Raw genomic sequence first — 17412 nt, 5'->3', positions numbered from 1 at the left:
AAGAACCACAGTGTCTCGACGTAGAGGAATGTCCCTCGCTGGGCAGTACCTGGTGCTGCAGTTGCTGATCGTCCTCGCCGTGCTGGTGGCCGTGGCTGCGATCTCGCTGACGCAGTCGGCCGCGACCTTTGAACGGATTGAGGGCCGCCGGGCACTCTCCGCCGCCGAAGCGCTGGGCGCCAACCCTACAGTGCGGGCGCTCCTTCCGGCCGCCGAACCCAGGGCCGGGTCAGCCCTCCCCACGGTGGCCGAGTCAGTGCGGACGGTCTCTGGGTCCTCGCACGTGGCTATTGCCAAGATTGACCGCACGGTGGTGGCCTCCTCAGATCCAAGTCTGTTGGGCCAACCGTTGGAACTGGGTGACAGCCGGGTCATGGAAGGCCGCTCGTGGACCGGCGCGGTGGGCGGATCCGGTTCGCAGTCGCTCTCAGCGCACGTTCCGGTCCTTGATGACAGCGGCACGATGATCGGGATCGCCTCCATCAGCCGGCACTATCCGTCCGTTTTGGAGAGGCTCGGCGACGCTGCCCCCAACCTGCTGACCTACCTGGGTATCGCCAGCGTGCTGGGAGTAGCCGGCTCGCTGCTGCTGGCCCGCCGGGTCAAGCGGCAGACGCTCGGCATGGAGCCCAGCGAAATCACCGGGCTGGTGGAAAACCGGGAGGCCATGCTTCGTGGGTTAAAGGAAGGCGTGGTTGCCCTCGATCCGTACCAACGCGTAACTGTGGCTAATGACAGCGCCCGCGAACTGCTCGGGCTGCCCGCTGACTGTGTGGGCAAGGACCTGGCGGCGCTCGCGGTGGACCCGGCGCTGAAGGACGTTCTCACCCAGGAGCAGGTGGACCCGGACCGGCTGGTGCTGGTGGGGGAGCGGCTTGTGGTGCTTAACCGTGTGCCGATCCAGTCCCGGGGCCGGGATATTGGCGCGGTCACCACCTTGCGCGACCGAACTGAGATGTCTTCCTTGGAACGTGAACTGGGCGCCACCCGGACGGCCACTGACACGTTGCGCGCGCAGGCCCACGAATTCGCCAACCAGCTGCACGTGATTTCCGGCCTCATCCAGATCGGGGAATACGATTCCGTGGTCCAGTTCGTCAACGGTGCCACGCTGGACAGGACCCGGCTCAACGACGAGGTCACCAGCCGCATCCAGGACCCGGCGCTCGCCGCGCTCCTGATCGCCAAGTCGAGCCTCGCCACCGAACGCGGGGTTAGCTTGCAGCTAGACCCGGAATCCGGGCTGAAGCGCGTTGATGATGAGCTGTCCCGCGACCTGACCACGGTCGTCGGGAACCTGGTGGACAACGCGTTCGACGCCGTCACCGGGCTTCCGGAGGCAGAGGTCAGGGTGCTCGTGGAGGACACAGCCGACGGCGTGACGGTCACCGTCCGCGATTCCGGCCCCGGCGTCGCCGGGGATCCGGGGGAGATCTTCCAGCAGGGTTTCACCACCAAGGACCCGGGCCCCGGCGGCAGCAGGGGCTTCGGCCTGGCGCTGTCCCGGGTGGTCTGCCGGCGCAGCGGCGGCGACCTCACGGTAACCAACAACAACGGGGCGGTCTTCACCGCCCGGCTGGAACGAACACGGAGAATGCAGCAATGATCAAAGTCCTGATCGTCGATGACGACTTTATGGTGGCCAAGGTCCACGCAGGGTTCATTCAGCGCACTCCCGGGTTCGCCGTCGTCGGGGTGGCCCATACCGGCGCCCAGGCGGTCATCGAAACGGGGCGGCTGCAACCGGACCTGGTGCTGCTCGATATCCACCTGCCGGACATCAACGGCCTGGACCTGATGCACAAACTGCGCGAAGTGGCCCCGGAACTGGATGTCCTGGTGATCAGCGCCGCCCGTGAAGTGGACACGGTGCGCAAGGCCCTCCGCGGCGGGATTGTGCACTACCTCATCAAGCCCTTCTCGCAGACTGACCTGCAGGAACGGCTGGAGCACTACCGCAGCGCCTACCAGGGCCTCGACTCGGCCAAGGATGTGGCGGAGCAGTCGGACGTGAACCGGGTGTTCGGGCTGGACCGGACCGATCGGCCGCTGCCGAAGGGCTGCAGCATCGAAACGCTGAAGCTCGTGGAAGCTGCCCTGAAGGAGGCCGACGGCGACCTCTCCGCCGCCGAAGTGGCGGTCCAGTTGGGCACGTCCAGGGTCAGTGCGCGCCGGTATCTGGAGTACCTCCACGACGAAGGCGTGCTGGAGGTCCGGCTTAAGTACGGCGTGGGCAGGCCCGAGCGGCGGTATGTGCTGAAGGGCTAGGGCATGCCCAGTGCGGCCTCGATGGGACCGACGGCGAAGAACAGCAGGAACGCGCCGGCCACCGCCCACATCAGCGGGTGGACGTCCTTGATGCGGCCCTGGAACGACCGGATCAGGACATAGGCGATGAAGCCTGCGCCGAGACCGTTGGCGATGGAGTACGTGAACGGCATCAGGGTCATGGTCAGGAAAGCCGGGATGGCGATTCCCCAGTCCTGCCAGTCGATCTTGCCCACCTGGGAGACCATCATGAAGCCCACCACCACCAGGGCCGGGGCCACCGCCTCGAACGGAACGAGGTTGATCAGCGGGGTGAAGAACATAGCCACCAGGAACAGCAGGCCGGTGACGATGGACGCCACGCCCGTCCGAGCACCCTCGCCGATCCCGGCGCCGGCCTCAACATAGATCTGGTTCGAGGAGACGGAGGCGCCGCCACCCACGATCGCGCCGAGCGCGTCCACCTGGAGCACACGGTCCACGTCCGGGATGTTGCCGTCCTTGTCCACCGTGCCGGCCTCGTTGGCCAGGCCCACCATGGTGCCCATGGCATCGAAGAAGATGCTGAGCAGGATCACGAATGCCAGCAGGGTGGCGGCCACGAAGCCCAGGTGTTCAAAAGCGCCGAACGGGTTGGCCTTGCCGATCAGCGACAGGTCCGGGGCGCTCCACCCCGTAAAGGACGGTGCCACGAGGGACCAGCCCTGCGGGTTGGCGGTAGTGCCGTCAAAGCTGGGGCCGATGTGGAGGGTCATTTCCAGGATCACGGAAATGATGGTGGAGGCGATGATGCCGATCAGGATGGCGCCCTTGACCTTGCGGACCACCAGGGCGATGGTGAGGATCAGGCCGAACACAAAGACGGCCGTGGGCCAGCCCAGCAGCTTGCCGTCGAAGCCTAGGCCCACCGGAACAGTGGTACCGGCAGCGTCGGGGATGCGGCGGACAAAGCCGGCGTTCACCAGCCCGATCAGGGCGATGAACAGTCCGATGCCCACCACAATGGCGGTCTTGAGCCCGTCCGGGACGGCCTTGAAGACGGCGGTCCGGAAGCCGGTGAGGACCAGGATCATCATGGTCACGCCGGACAGGACCACCAGGCCCATCATGTCCGGCCACGTCAGGCCCGGGTTAGTGGCCACGGTGACGGCCACAAAGGCGTTCACGCCCAGCCCCGCGGCCAGCGCGAAGGGGTGCCTGCCCCAGGCGCCCATCAGGATGGTGAGGATGCCCGCCACAAACGCCGTCACAGCAGCCACGGCGGCAAAACCAAGTGTGTTGCCGCTGGAATCCGGGCCGGAGAGGATCAGGGGGTTAAGCACCACGATGTAGCTCATGGCGAAGAACGTGGCAAAGCCGCCGCGGATCTCGCGGGAGAGGTTGGACCCCCGCTCGGATATCTTGAAGTACCGGTCCAAGGCAGAGCCCTGCTTAAGCATTAGTCCTCCGGGATGTGTTGTTGGGGTTACTCGATCCTAGAGGGCGGGGACCGCGCCTAGTGTGCGTGCCTAGAATGTCTGTCAGGAACCTCACAATGCCGAGCAATGTTGGAGACGCCATGACTACTGACACATCGACAGTCCAGCAGCTCCCCGCGGACCACATTGCCGACAGCCACGATCTGATCAGTGTGCAGGGCGCCCGGGAGAACAATCTCAAGGACATCAGCATCGAGATCCCCAAGCGGCGCCTGACGGTGTTCACCGGGGTGTCCGGATCGGGCAAGAGCTCACTGGTGTTCGCGACGATCGCCGCGGAGTCCCAGCGCATGATCAACGAGACCTACAGCGCCTTTGTGCAGGGGTTCATGCCTAACTTGGCGCGGCCCGACGTGGACCACCTCGACGGGCTGACCACGGCGATCATCGTTGACCAGGAGCGGATGGGCGCGAACCCCCGCTCCACGGTGGGCACTGCCACGGACGCCAACGCCATGCTCCGGATTCTCTTCAGTCGGCTGGGCACGCCGTACGTCGGGCCGCCCACGGCATTCTCCTTCAACGTCCCGACGCGGAAGGCCAGCGGTGTGATGAGCACCGAGAAGGCCGGAGGCCGGGTGGAGAAGGCCGTGGTGCAGAACGTTGTCTATCTGGGCGGCATGTGTGCGCGGTGCGAGGGCATGGGCTCGGTCTCCGACTTCGACCTCACGGCCTTGTACGACGACAGCAAGTCGCTCGGCGACGGTGCACTGACCGTCCCCGGCTACAGCATGGACGGCTGGTACGGCCGGCTGTTCGAGGGCATGGGACTCCCGATGGACAAACCGATTGCCACGTTCACGAAGAAGCAGCTTGAGACGATGCTGTACTCCGAGCCCACCAAGATCAAGGTTGAGGGCATCAACCTCACGTTCGAGGGCATCATCCCGAAGATCCAGAAGTCCATGCTGTCCAAGGACGTCGAGGCGATGCAGCCGCACGTGCGGCGCTTCGTGGAGAGCGCCATCACTTTCCAGGCCTGCCCCGAGTGCGAGGGCACGCGGCTCAGCCCCGAGGCCAGGTCCTCAAGGATCCAGGGCAAGAACATCGCCGACCTCTGCGAGATGCAGATCAGCGACCTGGCCGAGTGGGTCCGCGAATTCGACGAGCCGTCGGTTGCGCCGCTCCTCAAAGGCCTGCGGCACCTCCTTGACTCGTTCGCCGAGATCGGGCTGGGTTACCTCTCCCTCGACCGCCCGGCCGGCACCCTCTCCGGAGGAGAGGCCCAGCGCACCAAGATGATCCGGCACCTGGGGTCGTCCCTCACGGACGTCACCTACGTCTTCGACGAACCCACCATCGGCCTGCACCCGCACGACATCGAGCGGATGAACCAGTTGCTGCTTCAGCTGCGGGACAAGGGCAACACCGTGCTCGTCGTCGAGCACAAGCCCGAGACCATCGCCATCGCCGACCACGTGGTCGATCTCGGTCCCGGCGCCGGCACCGCGGGTGGCAACGTTTGCTTCGAGGGCAGCGTGGAGGGGCTGCGGGGGAGCGACACCATCACCGGCCGCCATCTCGATGACCGGGCCAAGGTCAGGGAATCAGTCCGCAAACCGTCCGGGGTCCTCGAGGTGCGTGGCGCCTCCACGCACAACCTCCAGGACGTGGACGTGGACGTTCCGCTCGGCGTGCTCTGCGTGGTAACGGGTGTGGCCGGTTCCGGCAAAAGCTCGCTGATCCACGGTTCCGTTGCAGGACGTGACGGCGTTGTGATGATCGACCAGGGCGCCATCAAGGGCTCCCGCCGCAGCAACCCCGCCACCTACACGGGCCTGCTCGAGCCGATCCGCAAGGCGTTCGCGAAGGCCAACGGCGTGAAGCCGGCGCTGTTCAGCTCCAACTCCGAAGGTGCCTGCCCCACCTGCAACGGCGCGGGCGTCATCTTCACCGAGCTCGGCGTGATGGCCACCGTCGAGTCCACGTGCGAGGACTGCGAGGGCCGGCGGTTCCAGGCGTCAGTGCTGGAATACACGCTGGGCGGCCGCAACATCTCCGAAGTGCTGGCCATGTCCATGACAGAGGCCGAAGTGTTCTTCAGCGAAGGGGAGGCCCGCACGCCCGCCGCCCACAAGATCCTGGACCGGCTCGTCGACGTCGGGCTTGGTTACCTGACGCTCGGCCAGCCGCTCACCACCCTGTCCGGCGGCGAGCGGCAGCGCGTCAAGCTGGCCACGCAGATGGCAGAGAAGGGCGACGTCTACGTCCTCGATGAGCCGACCACCGGCCTCCACCTCGCCGACGTCGAGAACCTGCTGGGCCTCCTTGACCGGCTTGTCGAGTCCGGCAAATCGGTCATCGTCATCGAGCACCACCAGGCGGTCATGGCGCACGCCGACTGGATCATCGACCTCGGTCCCGGCGCAGGGCACGACGGCGGCAAGGTCGTTTTCGAGGGCACGCCTGCAGAGCTTGTGGCCGCCAAGCCCACGCTCACCGGCAAGCACCTCGCGGCTTACGTCGCCGGCTGAATGCCGGTGCCCGGGAAGAGTGCCCGGGAAACGTACCCGGGAAGCGTGTGCTGCCGCTGCCAAGGGAAGTTCGCCTAGGCTTGAAGGACGCCAACCCTAGGGAGCAGTACACCCATGCGATCCATCCGCCGCCAGTTGCTGAGCGTTGTGCTCGGGACCTTCGTTCTTGCCGCCGCGCTGCTGGGGTTTTCCGCCCCGGCGACGGCACATGATGCGGCCGAGTCAAGCAGCCCCGCACAGGGCGCCACGGTGGCCACAACGCCGGAACACGTCTCCGTCACCTTCAACAAGAACCCGCTGGGCATCGGCGCACAGTTCTCCGTCAAGGATTCCGCCGGGGCTGAGTGGGCGGACGGCGCTGTTGAGATCGTGGACAGCACTGCCACCCAAAAGCTCAAGGCCGGCGCTCCGGCGGGGGCGTACACGGTGGCCTGGCGGGTGGTCAGCTCGGATTCCCACCCGATTGAGGGGACATTCGGCTTCACGGCGACCGCCGCGGCGGCGGGAGCCGCGCCCTCGGGAACATCGTCGGCGGGAGCCGCGCCGTCGGCCGCTGTTCCCACGATGGGAACCGCGCAGCCGGGAACCGTGGCAGCTCCGGCCCCGGCCGAGGACGCGTCCGAACCGTTCCCCTGGAGCCTGGTGCTCTTTGCCGCAGTGGCCGTCGGGCTGCTGGTGGCCATCGGTATCCTCGCGAAGCGCCGCCTCGACGCAGGCAGCGACGACGAAACCGAACAGGCTTAGACGGCGGCGGCGCTTTCCGGGTGGACCGTGGCCTGGACCGTTGCTGAAATGGCCTGGCCCACGGTCTTCGCCTGACGCAGGACTTCCTTTGGTGAGGGCGTGATGAGCTCGCCCACTCCCACGAGGTAGATGCCGATCTGCCGCATGGCTGCCACCAGGTTGCGGCCAACCGTGATGCCGAAGTCGCTGAGCATGCGCCGCAGCTGGCTGTGCGCGCACCGGGTCAGCACAATGTTGTCAGCCAGCAGGATTCCGTTGGGCGTATGGACTTCCCACTTGCCGGACGGGGAGCCCGCGGCTGTTCCCGCAGTATTTCCGCCTGGTGCGCCGCCCACCATGGTCAGCTGAACCGCCCGGGTGGTGTTGCGGACATCCATGTGGTGGCTGGCGGCGTAGTTGCGCAGGTGGCGGAGGATCTCGTTGCGCTCCCGGAGGGAGTCGGAGTCGGCTGCGTCGCAGCGTTGCAGTGAAGCGGTGTTGGCCGGTTGTCCGGCGCCGAGGATGTCGAGCCCGTCCACCACAATCGCGTCCACACCGCGGCGGCGCAATTCTGCGCCGACAGCCAGGCCTGAGAGCCCCGTGCCGATGATCACCGTGGTGGTCCGTTCGGTCCCGCCATTCAGAGGCATGCTTGACACTACAGTTTTCCTCCTTCAAAGGCTTTCGGATGCAGGCAGCGTTGCCCCGCATGCGTTCCGTTACCCCCAAAGTTCGGCCGCAGCACCGGCCCGGGACGCACCTGAATTGGGCGTCGGCGGACCGGCAGTGCCTCGAAGACTACAGAACATTCAGGGCCGTGGATAGCCCAAACACAAACATTCTTCTTATCGTTGAATACGGTTGCCACTCCGTTTGCCATGGGCTGTGAATAACCCGCCATCCAGCGGTCCGCAGCCGCTTGCTAAGTGTCTGCGGACCGAGAATAGTGAGAAGCGGAAGCAGGGTTCTCCAGCCCGTCGGGGCCCACATCGCGGCCGGTGCGGGCGGAGGGCGCCGCTTCTGGCAGAATAGCCGCAACATAAGGCAGTATCGCGAGGAGGCGGCCCGATGGGCGCACAAGAGATGCATCCGGATCCGGAACAGGACCGGGCCGGAAATTCGGCTGCTCCGGTGGGAATTGTTGTGGGGGTGGATGGATCCGACCACGGCCAGTGCGCTTTGGTGTGGGCTGCCCGGGAAGCCGAGCGCCGCCGTCGGCCGTTGCATATTGTCACCGCGTATTCAGTGCCGATCTTTGCGGCGTCCGGGCTGGACGGCGGGTACGCCACCGTGGATGATTCCGTGATCCGCGAGGGCGCTGAAGCGATCGTCAAACAGGCGCTGGACAAGGTTTCCGGCTACAACATCGAAGTTGACGGCTCCGTGGAGAACGGCGACGCCTCGGGTGTGCTCCTGGAAATGTCCGAGACAGCCGATCTGCTGGTGTTCGGCACCCGCGGCCGTGGCGGATTTGTGGGACGCCTGCTGGGCTCGGTGAGCAGCGCCCTGCCGGCTCACGCCAAGTGCCCCACGGTCACGGTGCCGCTGGTGTGTTCGGACCGGCTGGGCGAAACCACCGAAGACAAGCGCATCAGGGCCGAGCAGGCCAAGCCAGGACACAAGCAGGTCGAGAACGTTGTGGTGGTGGGCGTGGACGGGTCCGAACAGGCACGCATCGCCGTGCTGGAGGCTGCGGACCAGGCTGAACGGCTCGGGGCAACCCTGCGCGTGATCTGTGCGGTGCCGCAGTTCAGCGGCTCCCTGGCCTGGGTTCCGGCCCCCATGGACCGCAAAGCCCTCTTCGATGACATCCGGGTCCAACTTAACGCCGGGATGGCCTGGCTAAAAAGCCACTACCCCAACCTTTCCGTGGAGTCGGAACTGCTGGACGGTTCGGCCGTGGATGTTCTCGTTGAGGCCAGCCGGCACGTAGAACTGGTGGTTGTGGGCACCCGGGGCCGTGGCGGGTTCACCGGCATGCTCCTGGGCTCCACGTCCGGCGGTGTGCTCCACCACGCCAAGAGCCCGGTCCTGGTGGTTCCGGACCGCGACGATCCGCGGCTGGCGGACCGGGCGCAGTTCGGACCGATCCCCGGCGCAGCCTGACCCATCACCTTCGCAGCAGGAGGCATGAAAATGCCTGACACCGGCAGTTCGTCTCCCATCCTCGGATTGGAGGCGGTCACCGCAGCAATGATTCCCCTGGTGGGTGGCAAAGCGGCCAACCTGGGGGAGCTGCTCGCCGCCGGGCTGCCCGTGCCTGACGGATTCTGCCTCACCACGGAGGCCTACCGCGAGGCGGCCGCGGGCCACGCGCATCGAACGGACGGCCTGCTCGCCGCCGTCCACACTGCTCTTCAGGCAACGCCCGACGGCGACCTCCCCGCCCTGGCTGTGCTGGCGTCCCGGGCCCGGGGTATTATCCAAAACGCCCCGGTCCCCACCGAGGTGGCCGCCGCCGTCGAACAGGCCTATGCAGCCCTGGGGGACAACGTTCCGGTGGCCGTCCGGTCCTCAGCCACTGCGGAGGACCTTCCGTCGGCGAGTTTCGCCGGCCAGCAGGACACTTATCTGAACGTGGTGGGCGCTGCCGCCGTCGTGGAAGCCGTGCGCAACTGTTGGGCCTCGCTCTGGACGGACCGGGCGGTCAGCTACCGGGCAAGCAGGGGGATAGACCCGGCCGCGGTGGCGCTGGCCGTGGTGGTCCAGCGGATGGTGGACGCCACCGCCGCCGGTGTGCTTTTCACCGCGAACCCGCTGACGGGCCGCCGGAGGCAGGCCGTGATCGATGCCAGCCCGGGCTTGGGGGAAGCGGTGGTGTCCGGGGCCGTGAACCCGGACCATTTCGTCGTTGACCCGCTCACCGGGCGGGTCCTGGAACGCCGGCTTGGGGACAAACGCATCGCGGTCCGGCCCATCCCCGGCGGCGGCACACGGACCCTGGCTATCAGCAACGGCGGGGCGGCGGCGTGCCTGACGGACAAGCAGGCCGCCGAACTTGCAGCCTTAGGCCACCGGGTGGAGGGCCACTTTGGCTCGCCGCAGGACATTGAATGGGCCATTGCCGGCGATGGTCATTTCTGGCTGACCCAGTCGCGGCCCATCACCACGCTGTTCCCCGTCCCGCAGCGGGCCGCCGGCGGGGAGGGCACGCGCGTTTACCTTTGCTTCAGCCTGGCGCAGGGCCTGACCCGCCCCATCACGCCCATGGGTCTGGCAGCCTTCCGGCTTATTGCCTCCTCGGTGGCCCGCGCGGCGCAGTTCGATGTGCCCGAGCCGCGCAGGGGTCCGTCCCCTTACGCAGTGGCGGCCCAACGGATCTACTTTGATCTGACCGCCGTAGCCCGCAGCACCACCGGCCGACGGATCGTTCCCCGCGTCTTTGACGTGATGGAAGCTCGCTCGGCCACGGTGCTGCGCAGGGTTTTCGAGGACCCACGGTTTTCCGTGACTCGCAGGACGCCGCTGGGCTTGCTGCGGCACGTGGTCCCGGCGGCGGTGCATGCCAGGGTGCCGGAGACGCTGCTCCGGGCCGTTTTCCGCCCGGACGCGGCCCTCCGCAGGACCAACCGGCGGGCGCGCGAGTTCGCCGACTCCCTCGAACCGCCCGCCGGCCTCACCCCGCTGCAGCGCCTGGACCACGCCGAACACGTACTCGGCACGCGCATCTTCTCGGTAGTGCCGTCCATCCTGCCGCTTCCGGCTCTCGGGTTCGCTGCCCTCGCGCTCGCCGGAAAACTGCTGGGCGGCGGCCGGTGGGATGACCTGCAGGTTGTGCTCCGCGGGCTGCCCAACAACGTCACCACGGAAATGGACCTGGAGCTGTGGCGCCTCGCCCAGGTGATTAAGAACGACGGCGGTTCCCGCGCCGCCGTGACGGACCGAAAACCCGCCGATCTGGCCGAAGACTTCCGCGCGGGCCGGCTGCCCGCGGTGCTGCAGTCCGGGCTGGCGCGGTTTATGGGCCAGTACGGTCACCGGGCGGTGGCCGAGATCGATGTCGGGATGCCGCGCTGGTCTGATGACCCCACCCACATCCTGGGTGTCCTGGCCAACTATCTCCGGCTCGAGGATTCAGGGCTGGCGCCGGATGTCCAGTTCAGCAACGCTGCTGAGGAAGCGGACGCCTGCGTTGACCGCCTCGTCGCGGAGGCGCGGAGCCGCGGCCGGCTGCGCGGGACGGTGGTCCGGGCGGCACTGCGTCGGGTTAGGTTTTTCGCCGGACTGCGCGAGCTGCCCAAGTACCAGCTGGTGGTGGGCCTCGCCGAAGTTCGGAAGCAACTGGCCTTGGCCGGCGCGGCGCTGGCTGCGGCAGGGGTGGTAGCCGACGCGGATGACGTCTTCTTCCTGGACCTGGATGAAGCCCGGACCGGCCTCGATTCGGGAGCGGCTGACCTCCGGGACCTGGTGGCGCAGCGGCGCGCGGACTACGCCGTGGAACTTGAACGGCGCCACATACCCCGGGTCCTGCTGTCGGACGGCACGGAGCCGGAAGCCATTCCATCCGGCGACGCTGTGACGGCATCCAAGGTGCCGGGGGCACTGAGCGGGAGCCCGGCGTCGGCCGGTGTTGTCACAGCGGCCGCCCGCGTGATCCTCGACCCGGTGGGTGCGCATCTGGAACCGGGAGAAATCCTGGTGGCGCCGTCCACGGACCCCGGCTGGACGCCGTTGTTCCTCACCGCGGGCGGACTGGTGATGGAGATGGGCGGACCAAATTCGCACGGGGCCGTGGTGGCGCGGGAGTACGGCATCCCGGCGGTGGTGGGCGTCCCGGACGCCACGCTCCGGCTCTTCACCGGGCAGGAAATAACGGTCGACGGCGGCGCCGGAACCGTGGTGCCGTCGTAGCCGGAGTGCCCTTCGGCATGACTTCCAGAAGGGGACGTGTGCGGTGGTGGTCCCCAGGCGTAACCTGAAGTATGGGCTCCAAGGATGAAGCGGGGCTGGCATGAACCGCGCATGGCTGCGCTGGGTGCCTGCCGCAGCTGTACCTGCAGTGATCGCCGCCGGTGTGCTGGTGGGATCCATTCCGGCGCGGGCCGGCGATCCGCTGCCACAAAAGACTCCGGCTGAGGTCCTGACCCTCCTGGGCCAGCACAACACCAGGTCATTCTCCGGAACAGTCCAGCAGTCCGCCGAGCTGGGCCTGCCCGAACTGCCGGCCGCCGGTCCGAGCTCCGGACCGGTGTCGGCCGGCGGGGCCGCGTCGGTCCTGGAGTTCCTGACCGGCGAACACACCGCCCGGATCTTTATGGACGGGCCAACCAAGATGCGGGTCCAAGTGATGGACCGGCTCGCTGAACGCGACGTCATCCGGCGCGACAACGACGTGTGGTTCTACAACTCCAAGGACAACAGCGCCGCCCACCTGGCCCTGCCGGCGTTCGCCAGCGACCTGCCGCTGCCTGCGCCCGGAGTTCCCGCCCTGCCTGGACCTCCCGCACCGCCCGGCGACCTGCCGGGTCCGGACCTTCCGAAGCCCGACCTGCCCTTGCCCATCCTGCCCGGCGAGTTCGTGCCCGGCCCGCCCGTAATGCCGACGCCCGAGGATCTGGCCCGGAAGTTCCTCGCCGTCGTGGACAGTTCCACCGAGGTGACGGTGGGTCCGGACGTCGAAGTCGCCGGCCGGTCCGCCTACAGCCTGGCACTGGCGCCAAGGACGCAGGGAACACTGCTTGAGAAAGTTGCCATCGCCGTCGACGGCGAGACAGGAATGCCGCTGCGCGTAACTGTGATGGCACGCGGCCAGGCGGAACCGGCTTTTGAGGCCGGCTTCACCAGCCTGTCCCTGGCGGCCCCGGACGACTCCGTGTTTACGTTTGTTGCCCCGCCGGGCGCGACGGTCAAAGAGCTGCCAGTGCCGCCGGTCCCGTATATGCCCGGCCGGCCAGCCCTCCCGCCCAGTCCCGGTGGGATTCCGCCCGGCGTGGTTCCGGACAGCGGCCCGGACCAGCCCACCGCGCCGGACCAGCCCACCGCGCCGGACCAGCCCACTGCGCCGGACCAGCCCACTGCGCCGGACCAGGTTCCTCCGGACGCGGTTCCGCTGGACCAGCCCACCGCCGTGCCGGAACAGCTCCCCGTCCCGGACAAGGTTCCCGGCAGCGACGACAGCGTGCGGCACCGTGACGCACCCCGGCCAACAGTGACCGGCAAGGGCTGGGAAACCGTGATCGGGTTCCCCGCGGCACCCGGCGGGCAAGGGGCTGCCTGGACTGAATCCTTGCTGAACGATCCGCTCCTGTCCCAGGCCGCCGTCGTCGTTCCTGGCGGACGGCTCCTGTCCACGGCACTGGTCAACGTCCTCCTGACGGACGACGGCAGGATCTTTGTGGGGATGGTCCCGGCGGAGCGGCTGCAGGCCGCCGCCGGCGCGGCGTGACTGCGGCCGGGGGGACAGCGGGCCCCGGGATAGCCGCAGCTAGGACTACTTCCGCAGGCAATGGGACGGCCGGGCTGACCATCGAGACCCAAGGCCTGACCAAGCGTTTCGGCCACCAACTGGCGGTCGACAACGTGGACCTCGCCGTTCCCCACGGCGCCGTGTTCGGGTTCCTGGGCCCCAACGGTTCCGGCAAAACCACCACCATCAGGATGCTGTTGGGCCTTGCCGCGGCGTCGGCCGGAACCGTCAGCGTCCTGGGCCTGCAGATGCCGCAGCGCCTGCACGACGTCCTGCCGCGCGTCGGTGCGCTGGTGGAGGGGCCGGCGTTTTATCCGTTCCTTTCCGGCACCGCCAACCTGCACCGCCTGGATGCTGCCAGCCGGCATGCGGCGCCCGCAACCCGGACCGCCCGCGTTGCTGCCGCGCTTGAGCGGGTGGGCCTCTCGCACGCCGCCGGCAAGCGGGTCCACGCCTACTCCCTGGGTATGAAGCAGCGGCTGGGGATCGCCAACGCGCTGCTGTCGCCGCGGGAACTGCTGGTGCTCGATGAGCCCACCAACGGGCTGGACCCGCAGGGAACGCGGGAAGTGCGGAGCCTGGTCCGGTCGCTGGCCGCCGACGGCGCCACCGTCTTCGTCTCCAGCCACCTCCTGGCAGAAGTGGAACAGATCTGCACGCACGCGGCCATCATGAGCGCCGGGCGGCTGGTGGCCCAGGGCCCGCTGACGGAGCTCCGCCAGGCCGGTGAGACCCGGATCCGCCTGTTAACGCCCGACGCCGGGACGGCCAGTGAGGTCCTGCTGCGGTTGGGCATGTCCCCGGAGAGAAGCCTTGAGGCCGGAACACCTGAACCGGACGGGGACGTGCTGACCGCCGCCGCGGCTGCGTCCCGGCTGGCGGCCCCGGAGGACATTGTGGCGGAGCTCGTGGCGGCCGGGGTGCGCGTGCGGGGCTTTTCCGTTGAGCGGGAAAGCCTGGAGGAGCGCTTTGTGGCGCTGACGGGGGAGGGGTTCGACATTGCCCAATAGTGCTTCCGACGCCGGTAGTTTCCCTTCAGCCAGCAGCGTTCCTGATGCCAGTACTGGTTCCGAAACCAGCAGTGGTTCTGGGCTCAGGAGCGCTCCAGGTGCGCCGTCGAGCCTGTCCCTGCTGGCGTCTGAGCTGAAGACGCTGTTCCGGCGTCGCCGGACCGCGGCCATGCTGCTGGCGCTTGCCGCGATACCGGTGCTGATCGCCGTCGCCGTCCGGCTCTCGTCATCCGTTCCTCCCGGAAGGGGACCTGCCTTCTTGGACCGGATCAGCCAGAACGGGCTTTTTGTCGCGGTCGCGGCGATGCTGGTCTCGGTGCCGCTGTTCCTGCCCTTGACCATTGGCGTCGTGGCGGGCGATACCATCGCCGGCGAGGCCAGCCTGGGCACGCTGCGGTACCTGTTGGTGGCGCCCGCCGGGCGCGTGCGCCTGCTGCTGGTGAAGTACGCGGGAGCGCTGGCGTTCTGCCTGGCCGCTCCCGTCACCGTTGCGCTGGCCGGGGCAGCGATCGGAGCTTCGCTGTTCCCTGTTGGGCCGGTGACGCTCCTGTCCGGCGACGTCGTCCAGCCCCATGAGGCCGCGCTGCGGCTGGTCCTGATTGCTGCCTACCTTGCGGTGTCCCTGGCAGGACTCTCGGCGATCGGCCTGTTCCTGTCCACCTTGACGGTGGTCCCGGTGGGCGCCATGGCCGCCACTGTGGTGCTGTCAGTGGTCTCGCAGGTCCTGGACCAATTGCCGCAGTTGGAATGGCTGCACCCTTGGCTGTTTACGCATTACTGGTTCGGCTTCGCGGACGTCCTGCGCCAACCGGTGCTGTGGGACTCTTTTACCAGCAACGCGCTGCTGCAGGCGGGCTACATCGCCGTGTTCGGGGCGCTCGCCTATGGCCGGTTCGTCACCAAGGACGTTCTGTCCTGAGCCTGAACCCGTGGACCCGTGGACCCGTGGGCCGGGTGCCTAGGGCCGGTCAGTAGCGGGCAGCGTAAGGGTGGAGCTGCATCCCGGCCATCCGGCTCAACTGGGTCAAGCCGATGCCCTCGTCCGGGTTCAGCGCCTGCACTACCTGGCCGTTGCCCAGGTAGATGGCCACGTGATAGAGGCCCGGGGCCGAGCCCCAGACCAGCAGGTCGCCGCGCCGGGCCTGCCAGATAGGCACGTGAACGGGAGCTTACTTACCGGCCAGCTCGCGCACCGTGGAGGCGGTGGGGCTCTGCTTGGCACTGATCTGGTCTGCGGCTGCGCAGACGCGGCCTTTCGCGCTGAGGTCAGCCATGGTAAACGCTACCGAGTAGTAGCGGTCGATGGAAGGTTCAAGCCAACGCTCATGCCTGACGTTGGTTCGGCATTAACGGCACTTTTATCGAGCCCGGTGACCCACCGGCTGAGACTACAGCTTAGCCTGAATCCACCGGCCCGCAGGGGCGGGTAGCCTGAACGGTTTCGGCGGGTTTTGCTGTACGCGGGCAGGGCAGGGCTGGGTGCCGGGCCTTTCTGCCCTTCGGAGTTCCACTGCTGGTCCTGGTTGCGCCGTGTCGGCTGGGTTGACGGGTTTCAGGCGGTTTGGGACGGCGGGTAGACGTGGTCGAAAAGTCGCTGCCATGGTGTTTGCCAGGGCCAGGCTTCGGGCAGGTGGAGCCTCACGCGCCGGGCCGAGGACGCCACGCGGGCGGGCACGTTGATGAGCTTGTCCCGGATGGTCGCGGTTTCGGCTTTGCTGAAGCGCCCGCCGGCGAGGGTCCCCGCGGCGCGGGTGAGGTTGAACGCCATGACCGCGGCGACGAGCCAGGCGGCGTTCGCGTTGAATTTCCCCGAGGGCATCGAACCCAAAGCGGAATTCTTCAGATCGGCGTGGACCTGTTCAATTACGGCGTGCGCGCGGTGGGTCTTGTCCGCGGCCACCGTGTCCAGCACGGATGGGTCGACGGTGGTGAAGAACGCGTGGAACCGGTGCGCCTCGAACAGGGGTGTCCTGCCCGGTGGCGGCCTTGGCGTTCAGTTCCGGGATCCGCCGGACGACGAGGGCGGCCGGTGATCTGCTCGGCCTTCTTCTTCGAGGTGAACGCGGTGAACCGATTGCGGCGACTTCGCCGTCGGAGATCCATTTACCGCTGTCTTCGTCGAAGATGGCGTTGGAGTATTCGATCTTCTCCCACGCGGTCCCGGGGATCTTCGCCCCGGCCCGGCCCGGTCCGGGCGGCGGCAGCGGCCACCGCATGGGCGTAGAACGCCGAATCGGAGCGCATCAGGACCATGCCCGTCGCACCGGCGGAGCGCAGCCGGGCCACGGTGGCCAGCAGGTCGGAGGTGAACTTACCGGCACCGCGGGCGGAGTTTGCCGCGCCCTTGCGCAGTCTCGCGGCGGCGATGAACGGGGCCGTCTTTTTTGGTGGTGACGGTGCCGATCAGGGCGTTGATCCCGCGGACGCCGGAGTAGCCGTAGCCGGAACCCTGTTTCTCATAGCCGTAGACCTCCTTGATCGTGTCGTCGATATCGACCAGAGCCAGATCATCGATCCCGGCGGCCAGCGGGGTGGCCCTGTGAGATTGATCAGCCAGCGGGCCGCGGGCGCCTCGAGCTGGCGGACGTGTCCGAAGGTGAACCCTGCGCAGGAACGAGCCCAGCGTCGAGGGCGTGTAGGTGCCTTTGAACAGTTTGCGCCGTTGCGCCGTGGCGCAGGATGCCCATGTCGTCGATGCAGTCCGCGCCGGCGGACACCCCGGCGACCAGGGCCGAGACAATACTCCGGCACCTTCACGTGCTCGTCGATCAGGTCGCCGAGCCCGGTATCTGCGGCCAGGCCCATGACCGGGACCAGCCCGGCCGACGACACGAGATTCGGATCATCGAACGCGCTGGAACCGACGCCCGGGTATGGAAAACTTTCATCTACGAGGTGCTCCGATTTTCGCGGGATTTTGACTCTCAACAAGTCCAATTTTCCCCGAAGAGGCGAGTTCCAGTGATCGATGCAACACCCCCTGAAAACCGGGAGTTGCAACACCCTTGGAATCACCACTGAAAGACCGTTCTTCCTTAACGGAAAAATCGCCC

11 protein-coding genes and 2 pseudogenes are annotated in these 17412 nt (G+C 67.4%); 9 read left to right on the top strand and 4 right to left on the bottom strand.

Annotated features, from left to right (window positions below):
* Positions 1-28 precede the first annotated feature (28 nt).
* Positions 29-1606 carry a sensor histidine kinase gene (locus tag ACX80X_RS19105; RefSeq protein WP_252600541.1) on the top strand — a complete coding sequence of 526 codons (1578 nt, stop codon included), beginning with the start codon at positions 29-31 and terminating at the stop codon, positions 1604-1606.
* Positions 1603-2268, top strand: a complete 666-nt coding sequence (locus tag ACX80X_RS19100; RefSeq protein WP_058930259.1) for a response regulator — start codon at positions 1603-1605, stop codon at positions 2266-2268. Before ACX80X_RS19105 ends, ACX80X_RS19100 begins: the two co-directional genes overlap by 4 nt.
* On the opposite strand, the gene ACX80X_RS19095 is transcribed toward ACX80X_RS19100, so the two are convergent.
* Positions 2265-3707, bottom strand: coding sequence for an NCS2 family permease (locus ACX80X_RS19095; RefSeq protein WP_252600540.1), 1443 nt, complete (start codon positions 3705-3707; stop codon positions 2265-2267). The genes ACX80X_RS19100 and ACX80X_RS19095 overlap by 4 nt on opposite strands.
* A 119-nt stretch (positions 3708-3826) precedes the next feature.
* Between ACX80X_RS19095 and ACX80X_RS19090 the strand changes: the two genes are divergently transcribed.
* Together ACX80X_RS19090 and ACX80X_RS19085 are read left to right on the top strand one after the other, a co-directional pair.
* Positions 3827-6220, top strand: coding sequence for an ATP-binding cassette domain-containing protein (locus ACX80X_RS19090; protein WP_252614545.1), 2394 nt, complete (start codon positions 3827-3829; stop codon positions 6218-6220).
* A 114-nt stretch (positions 6221-6334) separates the two neighbouring features.
* Positions 6335-6964 (top strand): copper resistance CopC family protein, encoded by a 630-nt coding sequence (locus ACX80X_RS19085; protein WP_252610707.1) that lies wholly within the window; start codon positions 6335-6337, stop codon positions 6962-6964.
* On the opposite strand, the gene ACX80X_RS19080 is transcribed toward ACX80X_RS19085, so the two are convergent.
* Positions 6961-7593 (bottom strand): NAD(P)/FAD-dependent oxidoreductase, encoded by a 633-nt coding sequence (locus tag ACX80X_RS19080; protein ID WP_104063146.1) that lies wholly within the window; start codon positions 7591-7593, stop codon positions 6961-6963. The genes ACX80X_RS19085 and ACX80X_RS19080 overlap by 4 nt on opposite strands.
* 418 nt (positions 7594-8011) lie before the next feature.
* Between ACX80X_RS19080 and ACX80X_RS19075 the strand changes: the two genes are divergently transcribed.
* The 5 genes from ACX80X_RS19075 to ACX80X_RS19055 all read left to right on the top strand — a co-directional run bounded on the left by ACX80X_RS19075 (position 8012) and on the right by ACX80X_RS19055 (position 15278).
* The gene (locus ACX80X_RS19075) at positions 8012-9049 is read left to right on the top strand and encodes a universal stress protein (protein WP_104063147.1); all 1038 of its coding nucleotides are present in this window, start codon (positions 8012-8014) and stop codon (positions 9047-9049) included.
* A 30-nt stretch (positions 9050-9079) separates the two neighbouring features.
* Complete coding sequence (locus ACX80X_RS19070) at positions 9080-11794, top strand: PEP/pyruvate-binding domain-containing protein (RefSeq protein WP_459313064.1); 2715 nt, start codon at positions 9080-9082, stop codon at positions 11792-11794.
* Between the two features lie 100 nt (positions 11795-11894).
* Positions 11895-13328: a LolA family protein gene (locus ACX80X_RS19065; protein ID WP_459313062.1), complete on the top strand. Its 1434-nt coding sequence runs from the start codon at positions 11895-11897 to the stop codon at positions 13326-13328.
* A 74-nt stretch (positions 13329-13402) separates the two neighbouring features.
* Positions 13403-14359, top strand: coding sequence for an ABC transporter ATP-binding protein (locus tag ACX80X_RS19060; RefSeq protein ID WP_252600671.1), 957 nt, complete (start codon positions 13403-13405; stop codon positions 14357-14359).
* 121 nt (positions 14360-14480) lie between these two features.
* The gene (locus tag ACX80X_RS19055; protein ID WP_256473008.1) at positions 14481-15278 is read left to right on the top strand and encodes an ABC transporter permease; all 798 of its coding nucleotides are present in this window, start codon (positions 14481-14483) and stop codon (positions 15276-15278) included.
* Positions 15279-15327: 49 nt separating this feature from the next.
* On the opposite strand, the pseudogene ACX80X_RS19050 reads toward ACX80X_RS19055, so the two are convergent.
* Positions 15328-15528, bottom strand: a pseudogene (locus ACX80X_RS19050) (NlpC/P60 family protein); the annotation flags it as partial.
* Positions 15529-15911: 383 nt separating this feature from the next.
* Positions 15912-17247 (bottom strand): annotated as a pseudogene (locus tag ACX80X_RS19045) (IS1380 family transposase).
* Positions 17248-17412 lie beyond the last annotated feature (165 nt).

This window comes from Pseudarthrobacter sp. MDT3-1 (genome assembly GCF_054510755.1).
This window is presented reverse-complemented; position numbering and strand designations above follow the sequence as displayed.